At 31.4% G+C, this 23,702-nt stretch carries 20 protein-coding genes and 3 riboswitches; of the genes, 16 read left to right on the top strand and 4 right to left on the bottom strand.

Features of this window, described 5'->3' with window-relative positions; all coding sequences use genetic code 11:
* Positions 1 to 117: 117 nt before the first annotated feature.
* Positions 118 to 235: riboswitch (FMN riboswitch) on the bottom strand.
* 322 nt (positions 236 to 557) lie between these two features.
* Positions 558 to 1,751, top strand: a complete 1,194-nt coding sequence (locus EV214_RS04685; RefSeq protein ID WP_132243220.1) for a glycine C-acetyltransferase — start codon at positions 558 to 560, stop codon at positions 1,749 to 1,751.
* A gap of 49 nt (positions 1,752 to 1,800) precedes the next feature.
* On the top strand, positions 1,801 to 2,760 hold the full coding sequence (locus EV214_RS04690) for an L-threonine 3-dehydrogenase (protein ID WP_132243222.1): 960 nt from the start codon (positions 1,801 to 1,803) through the stop codon (positions 2,758 to 2,760).
* A gap of 104 nt (positions 2,761 to 2,864) precedes the next feature.
* Here the strand turns inward: EV214_RS04690 and EV214_RS04695 are convergent, their stop codons facing one another.
* The 4 genes from EV214_RS04695 to EV214_RS04710 all read right to left on the bottom strand — a co-directional run bounded on the left by EV214_RS04695 (position 2,865) and on the right by EV214_RS04710 (position 7,677).
* A complete protein-coding gene (locus EV214_RS04695; RefSeq protein ID WP_165916237.1) occupies positions 2,865 to 4,058 on the bottom strand; it encodes a GNAT family N-acetyltransferase in 1,194 nt (397 codons plus the stop codon).
* A gap of 38 nt (positions 4,059 to 4,096) precedes the next feature.
* Positions 4,097 to 5,026, bottom strand: coding sequence for a DUF2156 domain-containing protein (locus tag EV214_RS04700; RefSeq protein ID WP_165916238.1), 930 nt, complete (start codon positions 5,024 to 5,026; stop codon positions 4,097 to 4,099).
* 340 nt (positions 5,027 to 5,366) lie between these two features.
* Positions 5,367 to 6,743, bottom strand: coding sequence for an alanine/glycine:cation symporter family protein (locus EV214_RS04705; protein ID WP_132243228.1), 1,377 nt, complete (start codon positions 6,741 to 6,743; stop codon positions 5,367 to 5,369).
* 170 nt (positions 6,744 to 6,913) lie between these two features.
* Positions 6,914 to 6,995: riboswitch (glycine riboswitch) on the bottom strand.
* Between the two features lie 3 nt (positions 6,996 to 6,998).
* Positions 6,999 to 7,075, bottom strand: a riboswitch (glycine riboswitch).
* A 161-nt stretch (positions 7,076 to 7,236) separates the two neighbouring features.
* Positions 7,237 to 7,677, bottom strand: coding sequence for a Fur family transcriptional regulator (locus tag EV214_RS04710; RefSeq protein ID WP_132243230.1), 441 nt, complete (start codon positions 7,675 to 7,677; stop codon positions 7,237 to 7,239).
* A 157-nt stretch (positions 7,678 to 7,834) separates the two neighbouring features.
* Here EV214_RS04710 and EV214_RS04715 point away from each other — a divergent pair, with 157 nt between their 5' ends.
* From EV214_RS04715 to EV214_RS19540, 14 genes are all read left to right on the top strand, one after another.
* Positions 7,835 to 8,308, top strand: a complete 474-nt coding sequence (locus tag EV214_RS04715) for a hypothetical protein (protein WP_165916239.1) — start codon at positions 7,835 to 7,837, stop codon at positions 8,306 to 8,308.
* Positions 8,309 to 8,333: 25 nt separating this feature from the next.
* Positions 8,334 to 9,512, top strand: coding sequence for a toxic anion resistance protein (locus EV214_RS04720; protein ID WP_132243234.1), 1,179 nt, complete (start codon positions 8,334 to 8,336; stop codon positions 9,510 to 9,512).
* Positions 9,513 to 9,548: 36 nt separating this feature from the next.
* Entirely contained in the window at positions 9,549 to 10,334 is a 786-nt protein-coding gene (locus tag EV214_RS04725) for a hypothetical protein (protein ID WP_132243236.1), read from the top strand.
* Position 10,335: 1 nt separating this feature from the next.
* Entirely contained in the window at positions 10,336 to 10,893 is a 558-nt protein-coding gene (locus EV214_RS04730; protein ID WP_165916240.1) for a TerD family protein, read from the top strand.
* A 161-nt stretch (positions 10,894 to 11,054) separates the two neighbouring features.
* Positions 11,055 to 11,618 (top strand): TetR/AcrR family transcriptional regulator, encoded by a 564-nt coding sequence (locus EV214_RS04735; RefSeq protein ID WP_165916241.1) that lies wholly within the window; start codon positions 11,055 to 11,057, stop codon positions 11,616 to 11,618.
* 112 nt (positions 11,619 to 11,730) lie between these two features.
* On the top strand, positions 11,731 to 12,906 hold the full coding sequence (locus EV214_RS04740; protein WP_132243242.1) for an efflux RND transporter periplasmic adaptor subunit: 1,176 nt from the start codon (positions 11,731 to 11,733) through the stop codon (positions 12,904 to 12,906).
* Positions 12,906 to 16,001: an efflux RND transporter permease subunit gene (locus tag EV214_RS04745; RefSeq protein WP_132243244.1), complete on the top strand. Its 3,096-nt coding sequence runs from the start codon at positions 12,906 to 12,908 to the stop codon at positions 15,999 to 16,001. Before EV214_RS04740 ends, EV214_RS04745 begins: the two co-directional genes overlap by 1 nt.
* Positions 16,002 to 16,182: 181 nt before the next feature.
* Positions 16,183 to 17,979 carry a sensor domain-containing protein gene (locus EV214_RS04750; RefSeq protein ID WP_132243246.1) on the top strand — a complete coding sequence of 599 codons (1,797 nt, stop codon included), beginning with the start codon at positions 16,183 to 16,185 and terminating at the stop codon, positions 17,977 to 17,979.
* 207 nt (positions 17,980 to 18,186) lie between these two features.
* Positions 18,187 to 18,873 carry a sporulation peptidase YabG gene (gene yabG / locus EV214_RS04755; protein ID WP_132243248.1) on the top strand — a complete coding sequence of 229 codons (687 nt, stop codon included), beginning with the start codon at positions 18,187 to 18,189 and terminating at the stop codon, positions 18,871 to 18,873.
* A 208-nt stretch (positions 18,874 to 19,081) separates the two neighbouring features.
* The gene (locus EV214_RS04760; protein ID WP_132243250.1) at positions 19,082 to 20,536 is read left to right on the top strand and encodes a recombinase family protein; all 1,455 of its coding nucleotides are present in this window, start codon (positions 19,082 to 19,084) and stop codon (positions 20,534 to 20,536) included.
* A gap of 420 nt (positions 20,537 to 20,956) precedes the next feature.
* A complete protein-coding gene (locus EV214_RS04765) occupies positions 20,957 to 22,135 on the top strand; it encodes an acetyl-CoA C-acetyltransferase (RefSeq protein ID WP_132243252.1) in 1,179 nt (392 codons plus the stop codon).
* A 164-nt stretch (positions 22,136 to 22,299) separates the two neighbouring features.
* Entirely contained in the window at positions 22,300 to 22,626 is a 327-nt protein-coding gene (locus EV214_RS04770; RefSeq protein ID WP_132243254.1) for an HlyD family secretion protein, read from the top strand.
* Between the two features lie 84 nt (positions 22,627 to 22,710).
* The gene (locus tag EV214_RS04775; RefSeq protein WP_132243256.1) at positions 22,711 to 23,451 is read left to right on the top strand and encodes a YkgJ family cysteine cluster protein; all 741 of its coding nucleotides are present in this window, start codon (positions 22,711 to 22,713) and stop codon (positions 23,449 to 23,451) included.
* Between the two features lie 45 nt (positions 23,452 to 23,496).
* Entirely contained in the window at positions 23,497 to 23,697 is a 201-nt protein-coding gene (locus EV214_RS19540; protein WP_334295676.1) for a sporulation peptidase YabG, read from the top strand.
* Positions 23,698 to 23,702: the final 5 nt, after the last annotated feature.

Consider the following 23,702-nt stretch of genomic DNA (forward strand, 5'->3'; position numbering starts at 1 on the left):
ATAAATCCCTAAAAATAGTATTTTCAGGGATTGGCTTTTATATGTTTAAATATGTAAAAATAAGCACATTATAATTAAGAAGTAATGAATTATAATTTCATATTTTATCCATATTTCCATGATCTTCTACCATCCAGACTTTACTGTCGGCTTTGGAATTACACCAAATCAACCACTATTGTGGCTCGCGGGCTATACCGCCGGTAGGGAATTTCACCCTGCCCCGAAGATGCTATTTAATTTTATGGATAAATGGTAACATGATTTTTAAAATGTGTCAAGGAAGCGCGGTTAAAAAAATATTTTTTAAATTTTCAAAAAATAATAAAAATGATTGATATAAAATAAATGTCATGTTATACTGTCCGTAGAGTGCGGTCGTTCACGGAAAAATTTTTTGTGTAAATTGCATATTAATCTTTTTAAAAAAATCTTTATGATGTTGAAATTTAAAAGAGTATTTAGGAAATGAAAATTTCGACAAGAAAAGAATTTATTTTATATAGACGAACAAATGTCCGTGAAATGAGTACTAAAATAATAAGGAGGTATGTAGGATGGGAAGCAAAAAATTAGAAAACTTTTTGGAAGAGAATTTAGGAGATTTAAAAAGTAGAGGATTATACAACGTGATAGATCCACTACAAGGAGCGAATGGTCCAATTATAAAAATTGCAGGAAAAGAGCTTGTTAATTTATCATCGAATAATTATTTAGGATTAGCTACAAACGACAAACTGATCAATACTTGTATTGAAGCTACTAGAAAATATGGTGTTGGTGCGGGTGCGGTTAGAACGATCAATGGAACGCTAGATATTCATGTGGAGCTTGAAGAAAAACTTGCAGCCTTTAAACATACTGAATCAGCCATTGTTTTTCAATCAGGATTTAATTGTAATATGGGAGCAATTGCAGCAGTAATGGATAAAAATGATGCAATTCTTTCAGATGAATTAAATCATGCATCCATTATTGACGGATGCAGACTATCAAGGGCAAAAATTATTCCATATAAGCATTCTGATATGGATGATTTAAAGAGGACAGCAAAAGAAGCAAAGGAATCAGGACGGTATAATAAAATAATGGTTATTACAGATGGAGTATTTTCAATGGATGGAGATGTTGCAAAGCTTCCTGAAATTGTTGAAATTGCAGAAAATTTTGATTTAATAACATATGTTGATGATGCCCATGGTTCAGGCGTGTTAGGAAAAGGGGCTGGAACAGTAAAACATTTTGGATTATCGGATAAGATTGATTTCCAAATAGGAACACTTTCAAAGGCCATTGGTGTTGTAGGAGGATATGTTGCAGGGAGAAAAGATTTAATAGATTGGTTAAAAGTACGCGCAAGACCATTTTTGTTTTCAACTTCTTTAACACCTGGTGCAGCTGCTGCATGTATTGAAGCGATTCATATACTCACTGAAAGCACAGTGCTTCATGATAAACTATGGGAAAATGGAAATTATTTAAAGAAAGGTTTAAAAAGTTTAGGATTTGATATAGGGGAAAGCGAAACGCCTATTACGCCATGCATTATAGGAGATGAAACGAAAACCCAAGAATTCAGCAAAAGACTTAACCAAGAAGGGGTATATGCAAAATCTATCGTGTTCCCAACGGTACCAAGAGGAACAGGAAGAGTAAGAAATATGCCATCAGCAGCTCATACAAAGGAAATGCTAGATAACGCATTAGCAGCTTATGGAAAAGTTGGTAAAGACATGGGTATTATTGAATAAAACATACAATTAAATTTTAAAATAATTCCTATAATTTGGAGGGATAGATATGAAAAAAATATTTGTTACGGGTGCATTAGGGCAAATTGGATCAGAACTGATCATGAAGATGAGAGCGAACTATGGAAATGATAATGTTATTGCAACAGATATTAGAAAGCCTGAAGAACATATTGTTGTACAATCAGGTCCATTTGAAATATTAGATGTAACAGATGCAGAAAAAATGCATACTTTAGCAAAAAAATATGAAGCAGATACGATGATTCACATGGCTGCATTATTATCAGCAACAGCAGAGGCAAAGCCATTACTTGCTTGGAATTTAAATATGGGTGGTCTTGTAAATGCATTAGAGGTTGCAAGGGCGCTTAATTGTCAGTTCTTTACACCAAGTTCAATCGGTGCATTTGGACCGTCAACACCAAAAGATCATACACCACAAGATACAATACAAAGACCAACGACCATGTATGGTGTAAATAAAGTATCAGGAGAGTTATTGTGTGATTACTATTTTTATAAATTTGGTGTGGATACGAGGGGCGTTCGATTCCCAGGATTAATTTCATATACAACACCTCCAGGGGGGGGTACAACGGACTATGCAGTTGATATTTACTATGAAGCACTAAAGCGTCGTAAATATACTTCTTATATAGATAGAGGAACATATATGGATATGATGTATATGCCAGATGCAATCAATGCAATCATTCAGTTAATGGAAGCAGATCCTTCAAGACTTCAGCATAGAAATGCATTTAATGTAACGGCTATGAGTTTTGATCCAGAAGAAATTGCTGCTGAAATTAAAAAACATATTAAAGATTTTAAAATGAACTATGACGTAGATCCTATAAGACAAGGAATTGCGAATAGCTGGCCCAATTCAATTGATCCAACTGCGGCAATTGAAGAATGGGGTTTTAGGGCTGAATATGATTTGGCAAAGATGACAGTGGATATGCTTGAAAAATTAAAAGAAAAGGGAATAGAAAATCTATAAGATAAAGATTAAAATATGAATACAATTTTATAGAATTTAACAAGGACGAGCAGAAATAAATAGCTATTTACTTCTGCTCGTCCTTTATTTGTTTTTTCTTGTTTTTAAAAAAATTCGTTGATATAATTATTTTTACGATGAAAGATTTTAGATATACTATCTAAAATACAGGGATTATGTATTTTCACCCCATCTATTTCTATGGCATCGTAAATATCAATAGTACCAAAAAATAGTTGCGCAAAAATATTGATATTACATACCATATCTACATCACTTAGAACTACTTCCTGTACAGAAGGTTTTCCAGATTTTATGGTAACTTCAAATGTGTCATTATTCCATAGGGCATAGGGGTCGGTGATCTTTATGGAAAAAGAAAAATTCAGCTTTTTAGCAAAAATACAGTGTTCTAAAGCATTTTTAAAATGGATGATGCGACCACACATGAAAGGATAGATGTTTACAGTGTTTGTTGGTTTAGGTTGAATGGTATCCTTTAAAAAAAGGTGTGTAGTGTCATTGTATGGGGCAGACCACTGGGCGGTTATTGCTTGAGATTTATGACTATACATAAAGCCAAATATTGATTTTTTTGCTAGGTGATTTTTGTAGGCTATTTCTTTTGCAATAAATTTCCCATCTTTTATAAAATAAAGAATGTAGCCAACAGGATTATTTTTTTCATCTTTCAGGATGCGAGTATGCCCGCCATAATATCCTAAATCCTTTAAAATATAATTCCAGTTTTCTTTATTCCTTTCAACATAACCCTGATGATTTTTCAAGAAAACTTTATATATATCATTTAAAGATGGAAAGTCTTTAGCAAGATTGACTTTAGAAAAAGTGGAACCTTTTTCATGATTACTATAATGTCCTACAACATCTATAGGGGTTTCATATTTCTGTTGACTATAGCACAATTCCCATCCATAGGAACGATAAAAGGTTGTATCAAAGGGCATTAATATAGAAATAAAATGATTTCTATGATACATTTCTTCAATCGCTTTGGACAACAAAGTTTTCATACAACCCTTGTTTCGATATTCTGGAGCAGTAATGACACCTACTATGTAAGAGGTTTCAAAAGAATTGCCGTTTAAATGAAGGGTATAAGGGTTTAGTTGTAAATAGGATGCTAAATTATCTTCGAAAAAAATACCAACAGCATTCTCAGGTTTAAAAACTTTATCAAAATACCAAGTATAAAAGGGTTCATCTGTCTCGAAGGCATACCCCCACAATTCTTTAGCAGAAGGGGTATCCTCTTTCTTTAATAATCTTATAGTCATTCTGTTCCCTCCTTGTAGCATAGTAAAAATAAAAAATTTTATAAATATTTGTTTAAGGTTACGTCATATTTTTCAATCATTTTTACAGGATGATAAGAAAGTTTTGATTTTCTTAAGTTTGGAATACCCATATCTTCCTCGCGATTTATATAGGCTACATCTATACATGCTGCCTGACAAAATTGTTTATTGATTGCTGGATACAATCCTCTGAATTTTGTGTTTGCTTTTTCGATATGCACAACCATCGTATTTTCACTAAGCTTTGCCCCAAGGGTAAAAGCCTCAATTTTATTATCAATGAAAATAGCACCACCAATGCAATTTAATCGTTCCATGTTTTTTAATGCTTCATATACAGCGTTTTGTTCAAGCGTTATAAGATGCGCCTCGAAAGGGGTATATTCTCTTGACTCCAAAAGGCGTGTATTTAAATTTAAGCAACCTTCAATATGCTCGGGGGTTAAGGGGAAAAATTCATGGGGTGTATTTTTCATAAAATAATTCAAGTGATTTTTTTTGCCATGGTATTTACGACCCTTTAATGTCATTAAATCATCTGCCAAATAGACATAGTCATAATTGTCTCGATCAGGAGTAAGTAATAATAGATTTGGTTTTGCATCTTGAAATGTTTTGATCAGAGACTCGGGTAAAAGTTTGATTTTAAAAGGATAACCTGCTTCATTAAATTTATCTTTTATGACATCGATAGCTAAAGAAAGTTTTTCTAAATCATAGATACCTACTGTCAAAGGGGGTAAAACAAAAGGTTCCTTTTCTTCTATATTTAAATGGTTGATTCCAGAGATACATAGAAAGTCATGAATGATTTCATATTTAAATTCATTGAGTTCTCTCCACATAAATAGACTTGTAAAAGTTAAACCGGATGTTTCGTAAGGATAACTATAGATATATTTTTCGAATAAAGCTTTATTTTCTAATGTGATCTTATTTTTAAACATAAGCATCTCCTTCATTTTGTACTGAAATGTTTTTTTTATACCCAAAGAATAGAAAGTATAATCAAAAAAAATTATATTATCAATTATAATATTCAATTCTTTATATTCTAATGCAATGAAAATTTTTGTCAAGATGATAGAAAGCATCTTATAATTTTAAATGTATATTATATGTATTTATTTATGAATGAAAATGTATCTAGAAATATAAAAAAGCTATATACATGGTAAAAAAATGTATATAGCTTTTTGACTGACTAAACAATTATAGTTTTTTTAAAATGATAGATAACGAACATATTTGAGCAACTACGATTGCAGTATGCCAATATTTTTATACTTAGGCAACTTGTTTTTTATGTACACCATTTTTTTCATCCGCTAATAGTTTAAAATAGGCTTTTGTTTCAGATGCAATTACACCGCTTAAACCGATAAGACCAATAAGGTTTGGAATCGCCATTAAACCATTTACAATATCAGCTAAAATCCAAATTAAGTCTAATTTTAAGAAAGCACCTATTGCTACTAGAAAAATATAAGCATATTTAAAAGGCTTAATTCCTTTTACACCAAAGATATATTCTGTACATCTTTCCCCATAATAGTTCCATCCTAATATGGTTGTGAAAGCGAAAAATATTAAACCGATTGTAACAATCCATTGACCGAATCCTGGTAGCGCGTTACCGAATGCTGCATTTGTCATAGCAGCTCCTGCTAAATCACCTTGCCATGCACCTGTTAAGATTAATACAAGACCTGTCATAGTACATACAATGATAGTATCGAAGAATGTACCTGTCATAGATACAAGACCTTGACGTACACACGATTTTGTTCTTGCAGCGGCAGCGGCAATCGGTGCACTACCTAAACCAGATTCATTAGAGAAAACGCCTCTTGCGATACCACTTCGAATAGCTAGCATTACAGTAGCTCCTAAAAAACCTCCTGAAGCAGCTGTTGGTGTAAATGCACTTTTTATTACTAAAGAAATTGTTTGTGGGACTAAAGCTACGTTCAATGCAAGAATTATGACAGAACCAATAATATAAAATCCAGCCATAAAAGGGACAATCAATTCAGAAACTTTAGAAATACTTTTAATACCACCCAAAGTTACAAGTGCTACTAGAATCGTAAGAATGATGGAAGTAACAATAATGGGTATATTCAGTGTGAGTTTTGCTGCGTTTGCAATGGCATTTACTTGCGGAAAAGTACCAATGCCAAAGAAAGCTACACCAATACCAAAAAGCGCAAACATTTTTGCGAGAAACTTATTACCAAGACCATTTTCTAAGTAATACATAGGGCCTCCTGACATCTGGCCATTTTCATCTACGACTCTATATTTTACTGCTAATAATCCTTCAGCGTATTTTGTTGCCATTCCGAAAAATGCTGCAATCCACATCCAAAATAGGGCGCCAGGACCTCCTGCTTTAATTGCAGTTGCCACACCAACAATATTACCCGTACCAATGGTTGCGGCTAGTGCAGTACAAAGGGCTGCAAAACTAGATACATCACCTTCACCTGCGTCATCGTTGTCTTTAGTGAATAAATACTTAAGCGCTAAAGGTAATTTGAGTACTTGAAGAAGTCCTAATCGGATTGTAAGATAAATACCTGTACCAACTAATAAGATGAGTAGTGGTGGACCCCATACAAAAGAATCCATTTGACTTAGAAAAGCAGTTAATTTTTCCATGTTACTTCCTCCTAGTTATAAAATTTTGTCTAAAAAATTAAATATTAAGGAAGGGTTTTGTTGTAATCCATTTGTAACAAGCAATAAGAAAAAGAAAAAATGCAAAATTGTCATGGATTATAAATAAAAGCCAAATCAAGTGATTTGGCCTCTAGATAAGCTTACGCATACCCTGTCCTTTTGCCTGAGAGTTTCACCAATAAAATTGCTATTGGCTTGCTCCTTCGGCGCTCATATTGAGTCTCTCCAGAGGTTCGTCCAATAATAGTCCCTTTTACCTGAAAGCGTAACTTCTTCGGTGGATCCGTGGATCGCTCTCCTATTATCTTCATCCGAAAATATTTAGTTGATAAAAAACAACAGATAAACTGTGTGAATAGATGATAACATCTAATAAAAAAAAGAGCAATAGACTTCAAAAAAGTTGTAAAATTCTAATAAATGAAACGAAAATGCGTAAATAAATCAAAAAAAAAGACCTGTAATCAAGTATTTATTTTTTACAGGTTTTTTCTTTACAGCTTGTACAGTATCCATACAATTCGAATTTGTGATCTGTAAAAGTAAAGTCAGGATGATTGAGTTTATCAAGTATTTCTTCTAAAGGGCAAAAATCAATAAGTTCTGTCTTGCCACATCCTTTACATATGATATGATGATGGTGAGAATTATGAGAAATAAATTCGTATTGAGAGGTAGCGCCATGGATATTAATTTTATGAATCATTTCTATATTTTCTAAGATTTCTAAATTTCGATAGATTGTAGAAAAATTCGTTTGGGCATATTTTTCTTTCGTTTGCAAATAAATTTCTTCGGCAGATAGAAAATGATTTTTATTTTTTAATAAGACTTCTAAAATTGTTTTACGTTGAAGCGTAAGCTTATAGCCATGATCTTTTAATTTTTGTTCTATTTGGTTCTGAATGGTCATATAGGTCACTCCTAAATTTCATATTACTATTATTTTATAATAGGTTTTAAAAGGATTCAATGAAAAGGGAAAAATTATACTTTCTCTTTGAAAGAGAAGAGGTGTTTGATATAATAAAATTACAAATTCTGTTTATTTAATCATCATGAAAAAGGATGTGATAAAAATATTTCATCTGTTTAAAGGGAAAAATGAAATAGAAAATGAAGGGAACGTTTTAGAGCAAGTTGGAAAGAAAGACGAAACAAGGAATGTTTTAGAGGATGCAGAAGCAAATTTAAGAGAGATAGAAGAAAAAGTTTGTCATATAAATGACAGACAACTTTTTATAAGATTACTTTTCTTTACAGCTTATTATTCTTTTATCATAGGATTTTATAAAGACAATATAGAACGTATTTTATCCGTAAGAGAATTATTATTATTGAAATATATCCCTATGATTAAAGATATATTAGACGGGTTTGATGAAAATAATGCTGAAAAATTGCAACAACAAGAATTGAAGGAGACGCTTTCTAATATCGATGAAAAATTGTACGACACAATAAAGAATATCAAAGAGCAGCAGGAATTAGATTTGAATATAGATTTAAAAACGATACAAGATTTAATTCAATCAGATTTTTAAAACAGAGGAAGGAGTTTGAAGGCAGATGAGTTTTCAAGATTTATTAGATGAAGTAGAAGGAAAAGAAAATAACCAATTAGAACCCAAAAAAGCATTAATTTTAGAAAAAAATACAGATAAAATACAGGAAGGTTCACAGGAACAAGAAATAACTGTGGATTTATCTAAATTCAATCAACAAGATTTAACCACGTTAGATAAATTTAAAAAAGAAATAAATATTACCAATACAAACAGTATCGCTTCTTTTGGTACAGATATTCAAGGGAATATCGCGAAATTTGCAGATGGTATATTAGATGGAATGAAAACAAAAGACACAGGTGTTGTTGGGGATAATTTAACGCTGCTTTTGTCAACCATTCAAGAAGTAGATATGGAAAAACTTCAAGAAAAAAAATCAATTACGCACAAAATCCCATTTTTCAACAAAATAAAGAAAAGTATTGCGAATACAAAAACTCAATTAGAAAATGTTACACAAACAGTAGATAGAATCGTTGTTGCATTAGATGCAGCGAGAAAAGAATTGATTCGAGATGTAAATGTATTAGATGCATTATATAATAAAAATTTAGAATATCTGCACCTTTTAGAAATCTATATTGCAGCGGGGGAAGTGAAATATAAAGAGCTAAAAGAGACGATGTTGGTTGAATTAAAAAATAGAGCGAACGAGACAAAAGATATGTTAGATATTCAAAAATATAATGATTTTTCGCAAGTTTTAAATGAAATAGAAAAAAGAATGCATGATCTAAAATTAAGTAGAGAAATTTCTATACAAACCCTTCCACAAATAAGATTGATGCAAAATAATGATAAGATTTTAGCCAATAAAATTCAATCTAGTATTTTAACGACGATTCCAATTTGGAAAAATCAAATTGCGTTAACCATTTCTTTAAACAAACAAAAAAATGCGTTAGATCTTCAAAAAAAGGTTTCAGATACAACGGAAAATATGCTAAAACAAAATGCAGAGCTTTTAAAAATGAATACATTAGAAATTGCAAAAGAAAGTGAAAGAGGCATTATTAGTATAGATACATTAAAAGAAACCCATGCGAAATTAATCGAAACCATAGAAGGATCTATGAAAATTTATGAAGAAGGTAGAGTAAAACGAGTAAACATTGAAAAAGAATTAATGGAACTTGAAAATACGCAAAAGCAAAAGCTATTAGATTTTAGAAATCAATAGAGATACTAGTGAATAGTGAATGAAAAAGGTGATTGAATGGATAAAAAAGAATGTTTGAAATTAATTGAACAGTATTTTCATATAAAGAGTTTCATAAACAAATTTAAAAATCCAGATTTTAAATTAAAAAGTCATATATTTTACTATAGAGAAATATTTAAGGAAGTAGATGAAATTCGTATGCTTAGAGTAGCTTCTAAGAATATTCAAGATGATATTATATTGGATATATATTATGTATCTAAAAGCTTTGAAGGATTATTTAATGGGTATTTTAAAATACATCCCATATCCACTACAGCAAGAAAAATATTTGGAAATGTTAGCAATATCTGTACTGATTTAGGGTATTATTTCTACTATGTTTATCAAAACAGTGATTTGTTAAAAAAATATTTAATTTCTGGAAACCTTGAAAATACGATGGAGAATCATCAAAAAAATGATTTTAAAACCCAATTTGATCGAATTAAAAAAGAAACATATATGGACATTGCCAAATATGACATGAAAGAAATAGAAAATATTTTTTTAAATAGAGAGAAATTAAAAAAATATATAACAAATTTTATTCGATTAAATGGAAAATGTTCAGAAGAAGTGAAGATGTTTTTAATTCAGATATTATCAGATCAGTATAAAAATAATCTATGCTTTATAAATAGTGAAGATTATTTAAATACGTTTATAAAAATAGATACAAAATCTATTTACTTGAATAATCATCCTAAAGTTCCGATATATGGATTGATGGATTATGCTACTCAGGAGCATTTTATTTTATTTTTAAAGTTAGAAATTTATTTCGAAGGCGGAGATTAGATTGGAAAAACTACTCGTAAAAGGTGAAAAAATTGTTATAGGAAAAAGAAATGAAGGATTAAATCATTTGGTTTTAGAACTAACTTATTTAAATCCTGCTGATCTTTTATTCGATATAGATATTTTTGTTTTTATGGTAGAAGAAAATCATGGCGTGAATAAAAAAAATATTATTTTTTATAATCAGCCGCGTAGTATTTGTAAAAGTATCGTATATAGAGAAGATGATCATGGTGATGAAAATAAAAAGAGTGTGGAAGTAAACTTAAATCAAATACCACAGCCTATTAAAAAAATAGTTTTTGGCTGTTCCATATATAAAGATGCAAATGTTACTGAGGCTAAAAATATAGAATTATCCTTTCAAGGGATAGACAAAATGACAAATATGCGCATGTTTACAATACACGACAAGATAAATATAGATCAAGATGAGACAGTCATTTTAGGCGATATCTATCAATATAAAGATCTGTGGAAATTCAACACATTAAAATATCAACATGAAGAAAATATATTAAGGGGAATAAAAAAGCTGTATCCTATAAAGATTTATTGAGATAGGGTTCCAAAATCACATTCATAGATGGAATGTGATTTTTATTTTGGAAAAATGAAGAGAAAACCGATTTGACATGAATGAAAGCGCGTGTTAAAATGACGTTGGTACTAAAAAAACTAAAATAGTTTTTATGTTACACAAAGAAAGAAGTGATGCGGATGCGTATAAGGATTATCCAAGGAGCGATTGAAGAAACAGGAGAAAAGGGAATTAAATTTACTATGAGCGATTTAGCAAGGAGACTGGGTATGAGTAAACGAACCCTTTATGAAAATTTCAGTGCAAAAGAAGAATTGATTGATGGTATTGTGGAACATTTTTTTTCTGAGATAAAGAAAAAAGAAGAAACGATTTTAAAAGATGAAAGTTTAGATACATTGGAAAAATTGAAGGCGATTGCAATGATTCTTCCCAATGATCCAAAGCTTATGTATATTAGTAGATTTTATGAAATGAAAAGGTATTATCCAAAACACTGGATAAAAGTAGAAAAATGGCTAAATGATTGGGAACCAGAGAGTGGGTTAATTGAAGAAGGGATTAAAAGTGGAAGGATTAAAAAAGTAAATAGCATTGTATTTCGAAAGATGATTATTGAATCCATGATGGCACTAGTAGATAGAAGCTTTTTGATGAAGAATGATATTACATTGAGAGAAGCCCTGCATGGCATGGTGGATATTATTTTATATGGATTAGTGGTGGGTGAAAAAGAGAATTAAAATTTATATAGTAGGAATAACATATATGCTGATATAAAGGGAAGAAAGAAAAATACTAATGAATAAAGTTTATACTTTATAGATATATGTTAAATGATAAGGGGGATGCAACATGAAAAAGAAAATAATAATTTTATTTGGTTTTGTTTTGGCTATGCAGTCTATTCTTGTAGGATGTAGTTTTCAGGAAGAACAAGAAGTGATGGCACAAGGCTTAAAGCCAGTTGTTGTACAGGAAATAAAAGAAGAAAACTACTTCGATCAAATATCTTTAAGTGGCAATATAAAACCTACAAAGACGATAAAACTTGCTTATAAGATTCCAGGTGGAATTATTGAAAATATATTTGTAAAAGAAGGAGATGCTGTAAATAAAAATGATGTAATGATGCAATTAGATGCGTATGATTATGAATTGAAATTACAAGCTGATCAAGCGAAGTGGGAATCTTCTAAGCTTAAAATGGAGAGTGGCATTCCTTCGAAAATCAATCAAGCAAAAGCTGCGTTAGATGTTACGACAAAAAATTATGAGAGAATGAAAAACCTTTATGCAGAGGGAGCCGTTCCAATGGCAAAAATGGATGAAATAGAGGCAACGTATATTGCAGCTACAAACACGTATCAAGAAGCGCTCGATGCAAAGGAATATACAAATATAGAACTGCAACAAGCAGAGGCTGCAAGAGATGCTTCACAATCAAACCTTAAGGAGACAAAACTTTTGAGTCCTATTGATGGGGTTGTACTAAAAAAAATAGCTGAGATTGGTGAAACGGCAGCTCAGGGGTATCCTGTTATTGTACTAGGACAATTAGACAAAGTAGAGATAGAAGTAGGTGCCTCTGATAGTAGTATTAATAAGATAAAAAAAGGACAAAAGGCGAAGGTTTATGTATATGGAATAGAAAAAGAGTTTGAAGGGATTGTAAGTGAGGTAGGTGCTTTGGCAGATACAGAAACGAGAACTTTTCCGGTAAAAGTGGTAATCGAAAATGAAGAAAATGAATTAAAGCCAGGGATGGTAGGGAAAGTGGATATTCCTTTATCGGAGAAAAAAGCAGTATTAATTCCAATAGATGCCATTATGAATATGCCTGAAGGACCAATCGTTTTTATTTATTCAGAAAAAGATGGGGTTGTGCGTGAACAAAAGATTACACCAGGAGAAATTGTAAAGGATAAATTAGAAGTAAAGGAAGGATTAAAGATCGGAGACAAAATCGTTATAGAGGGTCAGTTTAAGTTAAAAGACAATGACAAAATCAACGTGGAGGCGATCAAATAATGGTAAAATGGAGTGTAAACCATAGAAGCATTGTTATGTTGATTTGTTTCTTCGTTTTTATTACAGGGATTTTTATATATGGGGATATGGAAAGACAAGAGAATCCAAATGTTGTTGCCCCTGTAGCAATGGTTAAATGTATTTATCCAGGAGCAAGCCCTGAGGATATTGAAAAGTTGATTGTAAAGCCATTAGAAACAAAAATCAATGAAATTTCAGAAATTAAAAAACTAGAGAGTTTTTCAATGGATAGTATAGGTGTTATAAAAATCACGCTAAAGGATTTAAGTGATGCGAAAATCGATAATATTTGGGATGATTTAAAAGATGATGTAGATGAGGTAAAAAAAGATCTACCAGAACAAGCATGGGAACCAGAAGTTGAAACAGATTTTACAGAGACTTATGGACTCCTTGTTGCGTTGACAGGAAATCAATATAGCTATCAAGATTTAAAAGAAGTAGCAGAAGCATTGAAAGATAGATTAGAAGAAGATCCAGGGGTTAAGGCAGTAGATCTTGATGGGGAGATTGATGAACAAATACATATTAATCTAGATATGGTGAAATTAGAACAGTATAAGATTGCACCAAGTACTATTGCAAAATTGATCAAAGCACACAATGTAAATATTCCAGGTGGAAACTTAGAAATGGGACATATAAAGGTGCCAGTTCAAACTTCTGGAGAGTACGAAAATATGGATGAATTAAAAAATACGGTGATAGGTGTCTCTGAAAGTGGAAATCCAATCTACTTAAAAGAAATTGCAGAGGTTGTAAAAATTGAGGAAAAGAAAGAGGTATTTAACACTTTAAACAATGAAAAAGCCCTTGTAGTAGGCGTAAAATATGCTGAAGGAAAAAATATGGTTGAAATAGGAAAAAGGTTAGATGTGATACTAGATGATTTCAAAGAGGAACTTTATGAAGGGATGAACCTCACTATATTTACAGACCAAGCAGATTATGTAAATACTGCCATAAAGCTATTTCAAAGTAATTTGATTTCAGCAATTATTCTTGTGGTTTTAGTCGTTCTTCTTGCTATGGGTTCAAGAAGTGCATTGGTTGTATCTAGTTCTATTCCATTAATTATCATGAGTGTTTTTGTATATATGAAATTGCAAGGGATGCAACTACATCAGGTATCCATTGCATCTTTAATCATTTCTTTAAGTTTGTTGGTTGCAAATGGAATTGTTGCAAACGATAGTATGTATCTTTATATGGAAAAAGGATTTGACCGAGAGACAGCTTGTATCAAAGGGGTAAATGAAGTGAAAATTGCCATACTTACATCAACCCTTACGAGTATTGCTTCTTTTTTACCACTTGCGATGATGCAAGGAACCGCAGGAAAGTTTGTAAAAAGTTTACCCATCCTTGTTTCAATTGCACTTTTTAGTTCTTATCTTACATCCCTTACAATGGTACCAGCAATGGGATATACTTTTTTAAAGGTAAAGGGAGAAGGAAAAAAGAAAAATATACTACAAAGAAAACTGGAACAGTTTGTAAACATTGATAAGATTTCAAAATTGATTCTCGAAAAATACAAACAGAGTTTAGGCATGGGACTCAAAAGACCTAAATTTATTATTGGCATTGCAGTAGGGGCGCTTGTTGTAAGCTTAGCCATTGTACCAAGTCTTGGTGTACAATTGTTCCCGCCAGTAGAAAGAGATCAATATGTTATTGATGTAGCAGTAAAAGAGGGAAGTACAGCGGAGCGAACAGGAGAGATTGTAGATAAAATTGGAAATGTCCTTTTAGAAGATTCATCAGTAGATTCATTTTTAGCAAAGGTTGGAGATGGTCCACTAAAATATTATGTAACCTTTACAGCGAACAATGCTGCGAGTAATAAAGCGCAAATTATTGTGAATGGAAAACAAAAGGATATCCAACATGTACAGGAAATGCTAGATCGTAAAGTGCCTGGAGCGAGAATCAATGTAACAAAGCTTGAAAATGCGATGCCTGTTGACTTTCCAATTGAGGTAAGAATATCAGGAGAAGATATTAAAGAATTAAAAAGAATGGCGAATGATGTGAAAGAAATTGTAGAAGAAATTCCAGGAGGAAAAAATGTTCAAGATACATTTGGATATGATTCTTACAAATTGAAAATAAACGTAAATGAAGAAAAAGCAAATCTTGTAGGGCTTAGTAATCAGGATATTGCTGCTACTGTCAGAATGGCGATCAATGGCTATGATGTTACAAAATTAAAGCAAGACCATATTGATGATGATGATCTTTCTGTGATTATGAAGATTCCAGAAGAAGATAAACACAACAAGGAAATATTAGAAGATCTATTCTTTACATCCTCTATTACAGGAAAAAATGTAGCAATCGACCAAATTGCTACGATAGATAATGAATTTGCTTTGAATAAAATTATAAGAAGAAATACAAAAAGAACTATTACAATAGGATTGTTTGTAAAAGAAGGATATAATACGGAAAATGTTCAGAAAAAAATCGAAGAAGCTATAAAGGATTATCAATGGCCAAAAGGATATACGATGGAGATTGGTGGAGCAAGTGAAGAAAGAAATGATGCTTTTACCTCTATGAAAATTCCTTCTGTTATTGCAGTAGCTATAATTTACCTAGTATTAGTAATGCAATTTGGAGATTTAAGAGAACCACTTATTATTATGGGGACTATTCCGCTATCCTTTATAGGAATCATATGGGGATTGAAACTCACAGGATATCCAATAGGGTTTATGGCATTGCTTGGCGCCATTAGTTTGATGGGCGTTGTTGTAAATAATGGAATTGTTCTGTTGGATTATATAAAATTGTTGAAAGAAGAACATGAAATTTTAACAGAAGCAATTATAGAAGCTTGTGCTACAAGAATTAGACCTATTATGATTGGTATGATTACAACCGTGATTTCATTGATCCCATTAGGGCTTTCGGGAGGACTTCTTTGGGCACCAATGGCATCGGCTATTATATTTGGTATGTTGGTTTCATCATTACTTACATTATACATTATTCCATCTGCTTATTTAATTATTGAAGGAGAACAGTCGATGATTAGAAAATTAGTTGCTTATATGCAATCAAAATAAAAACAGGATTTATAGAAAGTGATCTACTGTATTGTAGGTCACTTTTTATTATAAAATATTTTTCAAGAAATTTCGTTGGCGAAATGATTGGGTAAGATAGAAGGATACGTTTTTTTACACATAGGACACTCAATGCATATACTGATTATGGGAAGAACATTTTTTATTAGGAGGTAAAAATGTGAACCAACGTATTTTTCTATCTGAATATAAAAATGAGGAACTATTTGGTAAAATTATCGAAGTGAATGATATGGCATGTGAAAAACTTGGTTATACGAAAGCAGAATTGCAAATGATGACACTGAAAGATGTGATGGCACAACTAACTTTGAATAAAACATCAAAATTTAAAGAAGAAATTTTAGAAAAGGGATATAGTATAAATCAAATGGTACAAGTATCAAAAAATGGGATAGAGATGTGTGTTATAGTGTATATGTATCGGCTGACATTATTTAATAGAAGGGTTATCCTTTCTATTGTTTATGATATTGTGGATGAAAATAGGTGTGAAGAAGCTGAAAAAAAATTTAAGTTATTTGGGAAAGTTTTTGAAAATAATACAGAAGGCGTATTGGTTGGGGATAGACAGCGGAAAATTGTATGGACGAATCATGCTTTTACAGAGATTACGGATTGTAAAAGTAAAGAAGAAAAAATTAATTATCTGGCTTTTAGAGATTTTTTGACAGGATTATATAATCGTGCATTCTTTATTAGAAAGTTAAATTATACACTGGTGAATGCCTGTAGTAAAAAAGAAAAGATAGGTATTCTTTTTATAGATTTGGATGGATTCAAAAATATTAATGATCATTTAGGCCATGCAGCAGGAGATCAATTACTACAAAAAGTAGCAAAAAGAATCAAGCAATGTGTTCGAGAAAGTGATATTGTTGCACGAATTGGAGGAGATGAATTTGTGCTATTACTTTCCCAAATGGAGGATGTAGAAAATCCTATGTATATTGCAAAAAGGATTGTGGATGGTTTTGAGAAACCATTTTATGTAAATGAGAATAAATTATATGTAGATATTAGTATAGGTATTGCCATATATCCTGATGATGGCAAAACTGCAGACACATTAATGATTCATGCAGATATGGCGATGTATAAAGCGAAAGAGAGTAAAGGAAATAAAGTAGAAAGATTTTCTGATATTTTAAATGAAAAAGAAAAAGAACGATTTGTAATAGAAAATCTTCTTAAGGATGCATTGGCGAGGGATGAATTTTCACTTTATTATCAACCGATTATCAATATGAAAACAGGAAAAATGATGGGTGCTGAAAGTTTACTAAGATGGAAGACTGAAAAATTAGGGTTTATCCCACCAGATAAGTTTATACCCATTGCAGAAAGGAATGGATTGATTGTACCTCTTGGAGAATGGGTGTTAAAAACTGCATGCAGACAAAATAAACAATGGCAAGAGACTGGATATATGCCGATATATTTAGCAGTGAATATATCTGTTAGACAATTAGAACAAAAAGATTTTATAAATAGGATTGAAAATATATTGAATGAAACGGGCCTTGATCCTAAGTATTTAGAACTAGAAATAACAGAAAGCATTTCTGCAGAAAATATCCATAATATAGGAAATGCATTTAAAAAATTAAATGATTTAGGCGTGACATTATCTATTGATGATTTTGGTACAGGTTATTCATCTTTAGGACAATTAAAGATATTGCCTATTAGCAAATTAAAGATTGATAAAATTTTTGTAAAGGATATTCATAAAGAGATAAACCATACGGCCATTACTGCTGCGATTATAGCGATGGCAAAACGTTTGAACTTGGAAGTAGTGGCAGAAGGTATAGAAACAGAGGATCAATTGAGGTTCTTGCAAGAAAATAAATGTGATATGGGGCAAGGATATTTATTTAGTAAACCTATTGATGCATCACGATTTGCAATATTCCTTCAAAAGAAACAATCCTTCTTTAGAAAGCATAAATAAAACAATAAATAAAGTTTCTATAAAAAATTGGTGAAGCGTATGCCTCATCAATTTTCATATCCGTTAAAAATGATTATGCACAAGGGGTATGAACAATACATATTATGTATTACAGTAGATTCTATCATACGAGGCAAATTCGTTAGAAGTTATATGATTGTATACTGTGCTTAGTTTTGGTGAATTGCTTATAGGAGGACATAGTGTATGATGAATTTAAGAATAGGAGATCTGGTAGCTAGAAGATCATATGGTTTTGATATATTATTTAAGATTATTGATATGATAGAAACTTTTCATAAAGAGAAAATTGTCATATTAAAAGGTGTAGATTTAAGAATTATAGCAGATTCTCCTGAAAAGGATTTATATCGAATATCTCTAAAAAAAATAGATAGTTTTACAAGATCATTTGAAAAAAAAATTGAAAAAACAATAGATAAAATTATGAAGAAGAGAAATGAAAAAGATGAAAAAAAGGATTATTTCATAAAATCAGGAAAAGTACTTCATTTAGATGGAGATAAGGAATACCTAGATGTTTGCCTAAAAGTCTATAAACAATTAGAGATAGATGTTGTTGGTAAACAGATCGGAGAGGAAGAACAACCAAAAGCTGTATTAGAGTTGTTGCAAACATATGGACCAGATATATTGGTTATAACAGGTCATGATGGTTTTTTAAAGGGGCATAAAGACTTTAAAAATGCGGATAATTATAAAAATTCTCGGCATTTTATAGAAACTGTAAAACAAGCCAGAAAGTATGAGCCCAGTATGGATGACCTTGTAATTTTTGCTGGGGGATGTCAATCTTATTATGAAGAAATACTCAACGCCGGAGCAAACTTTGCAAGTTCACCACACAGGGTACTAATGGAGTGGATAGTATGAATACTTATTATTAAATTTACATATATAATAAGAGATAACAAAAAAAATAACTTGAAAGATTAGTGAACTTATTTGGATTAGCTTTAAGGGGGGATTTGATGAAGAATATAATTAAAATAACAAATAAATTCGTAGGAGAAAAAAATTTAAAAGCTATTTTGAAGGAATTGGTTCTATTGCAGTTAAAAAACAAATAGGAGGGTTTTAAGTGAGGTGTGCTGTATATGTTAGAGTTTCTACAGATATGGAAACCCAAAAGACGAGTATTGCACATCAGAGAATTTTCTTTGAGAAATACATTAAAGATAGAGGATGGACATTGGTTAAAGTTTACCAAGATATTGAAAGTGGAACAAGTATAAAGAAAAGAGAAGGGTTACAAGCGTTAATCGAAGATAGTAAAAAGGATCAGTTTGACAGTATTCTTACAAAAAGTATTTCTCGTTTTGCCAGAAATACATTAGAAGGTTTAACGATTATTAGAGATTTCAGAGCTAGAAACATAAGATTTACCACAATCGAGGATGGATTTGATTCAAAAGAATACGATGAATTTATGTTTACATTACTCCTTTCTATTGCACAGAAAGAATCTGAAAAAATGAGTGAGCGTATTAAATTTGGCAAATTATGTAGAGCAAAAGGGGGCTACTACAATGGGAGCAATCCACCCTATGGTTACAAAAAAATTGATAAGTATAAAATTATTTCATCTGAAGATATTTCGACGTATGTTGTTAAAAAAATATTTTCTATGTACTTAGAGGGAAAAGGATTGTATAAAATGGCAAAAGAATTAAATGAGAACGGTTATCCAACACCGAGCCAAGTAGCAGAGAAAAAAAATAGTAGTTTTATTTGGCATCAAAGCACCATTCGAAAAATACTTTCCAATAGATTTTATGTAGGAGATATGATTCAAAATAAAAGTAGTACAGTAAATGCAATTACTGGAGAACGAAAAGTGAATAAAGAAGAAATCGTATGTGTAAAAAACACCCATGAGCCAATCATAGATCTAATAACTTTTGAAGAGGTCCAAAGAATACTAAGTGAAAAGAAAAAGAAAAGGACTGGGAATCAAAAACATCTTTTTTCTAATATTTTGGTTTGTGGAGAATGTGGTAGTAAGATGCATTATAAAAAAGAAAAAGAAGCTTATATCTGTGGCAAGTTAAATAAAATGGGGAAAAATTATTGTAAAGGAACGTATATTAAAGAAAGTGTATTGAAAGAAGTTGTTTGTAACGAATTAAGGAAAATCATCTATGAGAAGATCTGTAGCAATACGATTGTAAAGGAAGTCGAAGAAGGGATGGAAAATTATAATGGAAAGGAAAAAATAAAAAAAATAGAAAAATTGATTATAAAATTGGATCAAAAAAAAAGTAGACTTTTAGATATGTGCATAGATGATCGGGTAGAGGAAAAACTTTATTTAAGAAAAATACAAGAAATAAATGGACAAAAAAGATTATTAGGAGAAACTAAGGAAAAAATCTCAAAAGAATTAAAAGAAAATGAAGGACATTACAAGGAAGTTATAGAAGAAATACTTAAGTTTGAAACTTTGGATCGTATGACCTTAAATAAATTGGTCAAAAAAATTGAAATATTTAGAAATCGGGAGGGCATCATAACGTATATATTTGGAATAGAATGATGAATTGCGTGTTGTGAAGAGGTTATTAAAACTGTACACAAAATAATACAGTGCGTGTGGAAAAGCAAACAATTTAGATCGTACATATGAACTTTAGACAATGCAAGGATTGAGATATATAAATGAGAATACCTTAAAATGGTACTTGTTAAAAATTTGTCAAATTTGTACAAGAAAGTAAACAATCATTTTTTTAATATAGATAACAAAATAGCGTATAACAAATAGGGAAAGGGCTATATAAGACGTATACAAGAATAATTGATCAGTTTGTACAAGGTTGGCTTAATATTTGCATGCAATACAGTTGTGTGAGGAATTGTAAAACCCAAAAGTTTTCAATTTAAAAAAATTGAAGATCTAACGATTGTGTTATTTTTTAATCTATTAAATACTTAAATAATATAAGGAGGAAGATGTATGAGAGAAGTAGTAATAGCAAGTGCGGTGAGAACAGCCGTGGGTAGTTATGGAGGTACTTTAAAAGGTTTTAAAGCAGCAGAATTAGGAACAATTGTTATGAAGGAAGCGATGAATAGAGCGAAAATTAAGCCTGAGCAAGTAGATGAAGTACTATTTGGTTGTGTATTACAAGCTGGACAAGGGCAAGGGGTTGCAAGACAAGCAGCAGTAAAAGCAGGTATTCCTGTAGAAGTTCCAGCTGCAACAATCAATATTATTTGTGGTTCTGGACTAAGAACAGTATCTCTTGCAGCGCAAACAATTCTATCAGGAGATAATGACATTGTAGTTGCAGGAGGAACAGAAGTAATGAGTGCGACACCATATGTTCTTGAGAAGGCAAGATGGGGACATAGAATGGGTGACGGAAAAATTGTGGATACTATGATTAGAGATGGATTGTGGGAAGTGTTTAATGATTATCATATGGGTATGACAGCTGAAAATGTTGCGCAAAAATATGGTCTTACCAGAGAAGAACAAGACATATTTGCAGCTGCTAGTCAAAACAAAGCAGAAAAAGCAAAAAAAGAAGGAAGATTTAAAGATGAAATTGTCCCTGTAGAAATAAAATCAAAAAAAGGAACAATTGTTTTTGAAGAAGATGAATTTATTAGAGATGGTGTAACAGCAGAAGCTATTGGAAAATTAAGACCAGCATTTAAAAAGGACGGTACGGTAACAGCAGGAAATGCGTCAGGGATTAATGATGGTGCAGCAGCATTAATTATTATGTCTAAAGAAAAAGCAGAAGAACTAGGTATTGAACCACTAGCTACGATCGTATCTTATGCAACAGCAGGGGTGGAACCTTCTATCATGGGAATAGGACCTATTCCAGCTTCTAAAAAAGCTTTAGAAAAAGCAAATCTTACAATCGAAGATATGGATTTAATTGAAGCAAATGAAGCTTTTGCAGCGCAATCTATTGCAGTAGCAAGAGATCTTAACTTTGATATGGAAAAAGTAAATGTAAATGGTGGAGCAATTGCCATAGGACATCCGATTGGTGCGAGTGGTGCGAGAATTTTAGTGACCCTGCTACATGAAATGGAAAAAAGAGATGCAAAACATGGGTTAGCAACGCTATGTATTGGCGGAGGAATGGGAACATCTGTAATTGTTAAAAGAAAATAGATAAAACAACTACAAAAATAGGATACTTTAAGTATCCTATTTTTTATTTTTAAGACAATATGTTCTTTCAGCAATACGGTATATCTAATACGAAATTCAATTTACTCGTAATTTTATATGAAGAGCAAAGAAATGGAATTATGTTATCTGAAGTAGGGGAATGAATGCTTGTAACAAAAGCAAATGTTACTGGGTTGGTCGATAGAAAAGTAGTGGTGACCATGATATTTATCATGTTAGTCTTAGCTAATATGATTAGGTGTGAAAGTGAGAAGGCAGTAAAGTTATTTAATGAAGAGGATGGATTGGTTGTTCAAGGAATGATAGAAGCTAAGGAAATAAGTATTAATAGTAAAATACCAGGCAAAATATCTAAGATATATGTAGAAGAAGGAGCAGACGTGAATGTAGAAAGTTTATTAGTAGAAATGACTAGTGATGAAATAAAAGCAAAGGAAAAACAAGCGAAAAGGAGTAAAAAGCTAGATTGATAAAATCTAACTTTTTATTTCTAAATATTTACAACACTTCGTGCTATAATACTATAAGAATAATAACAATTTAAGGAGTATACTATGAAAAAGTTAAATTTAAAAAGTATAGATAACGGCATAAAAACTGCGCAACGCAATGGCTACTTTGATGATCTATATAGAATATATGAAACGATTCCACAAGGAAAGTGTTTAGGATGTACAAGATGTTGTGTGGAATCAGTACCTACGCACTTCATTGAGTTTTTGAATATATTTCAGCATATGACGAACGAAAGAGCGTTATATGAAAAATTATTTCCTAAGATCATAGGCTATTATTTTTTGGAAATGGTCAAAAAAAATCATTGTCCATTTTTGGATGATGAAGGCATGTGTAGCATTTATAATTATAGACCTCTTGTGTGTAGGAGTTTTGGACACTTAACAGAAGATGAATATGAAGAAAACTATAAAAGGGTTTTAAGTCAAAATATCCAAAACATGAAATTCTTCAAAAATAAGTATAAGATCCTTTTACCAAAAGAAGTGGTAGATCATAAAATTGACTATTGCAAAAATTTTGAAGTAAATAAGAAAATGACTAGATTTCAAAGACAAACAATGATTGATAGTATATTTACTATGGAATCAGCTTTTTTTATGAGGGGGTTAATTACAGAAGATTTTTTAGATACAGGATTGGTATCATGGTTTGTTTATACAGCTTTTGATATAGAAGAAGCAGGAAAATTAAGAATACAAATAATGAGAGAATATATAGAACAGGGAGTGAGTGAGACACTTAAGGAAGTAATGGAAAAATTGAAGACAATTATTTAAAGAAGGAATGTGAGGTGTTGAAGAAAAATCAACATCTTTTTTTATTTGTTCCATTCTCTACACTCTATACTAATCCATTGTTTAGACCCTGTATTTATATGCGAAAAAATTGCTTATACAAATATAGCGCAATACGTGCCTGTTGAAGAAATTTTCGAAAACACTATCACAGGAATTCAAGGAGTAGGGGGATTACAAACAAGAGGGAAATATAGACGTGGATTTCCAAAGTCACCTTATCAATAAGTTTT

The sequence above is a fragment of the Marinisporobacter balticus genome (assembly GCF_004345705.1).
In the GTDB taxonomy this organism is placed as follows: Bacteria; Bacillota; Clostridia; order Peptostreptococcales; family Thermotaleaceae; genus Marinisporobacter; species Marinisporobacter balticus.

Coding starts and splice junctions, on each gene's coding strand:
- EV214_RS04685 (WP_132243220.1), top strand. CDS start 558: ATGGGAAGCAAAAAATTAGAAAACTTTTTGGAAGAGAATTTAGGAGAT.
- EV214_RS04690 (WP_132243222.1), top strand. CDS start 1,801: ATGAAAAAAATATTTGTTACGGGTGCATTAGGGCAAATTGGATCAGAA.
- EV214_RS04695 (WP_165916237.1), bottom strand. CDS start 4,058: ATGACTATAAGATTATTAAAGAAAGAGGATACCCCTTCTGCTAAAGAA.
- EV214_RS04700 (WP_165916238.1), bottom strand. CDS start 5,026: ATGTTTAAAAATAAGATCACATTAGAAAATAAAGCTTTATTCGAAAAA.
- EV214_RS04705 (WP_132243228.1), bottom strand. CDS start 6,743: ATGGAAAAATTAACTGCTTTTCTAAGTCAAATGGATTCTTTTGTATGG.
- EV214_RS04710 (WP_132243230.1), bottom strand. CDS start 7,677: ATGACCATTCAGAACCAAATAGAACAAAAATTAAAAGATCATGGCTAT.
- EV214_RS04720 (WP_132243234.1), top strand. CDS start 8,334: ATGAGTTTTCAAGATTTATTAGATGAAGTAGAAGGAAAAGAAAATAAC.
- EV214_RS04725 (WP_132243236.1), top strand. CDS start 9,549: ATGGATAAAAAAGAATGTTTGAAATTAATTGAACAGTATTTTCATATA.
- EV214_RS04735 (WP_165916241.1), top strand. CDS start 11,055: ATGCGTATAAGGATTATCCAAGGAGCGATTGAAGAAACAGGAGAAAAG.
- EV214_RS04740 (WP_132243242.1), top strand. CDS start 11,731: ATGAAAAAGAAAATAATAATTTTATTTGGTTTTGTTTTGGCTATGCAG.
- EV214_RS04745 (WP_132243244.1), top strand. CDS start 12,906: ATGGTAAAATGGAGTGTAAACCATAGAAGCATTGTTATGTTGATTTGT.
- yabG (WP_132243248.1), top strand. CDS start 18,187: ATGATGAATTTAAGAATAGGAGATCTGGTAGCTAGAAGATCATATGGT.
- EV214_RS04765 (WP_132243252.1), top strand. CDS start 20,957: ATGAGAGAAGTAGTAATAGCAAGTGCGGTGAGAACAGCCGTGGGTAGT.
- EV214_RS04770 (WP_132243254.1), top strand. CDS start 22,300: ATGCTTGTAACAAAAGCAAATGTTACTGGGTTGGTCGATAGAAAAGTA.
- EV214_RS04775 (WP_132243256.1), top strand. CDS start 22,711: ATGAAAAAGTTAAATTTAAAAAGTATAGATAACGGCATAAAAACTGCG.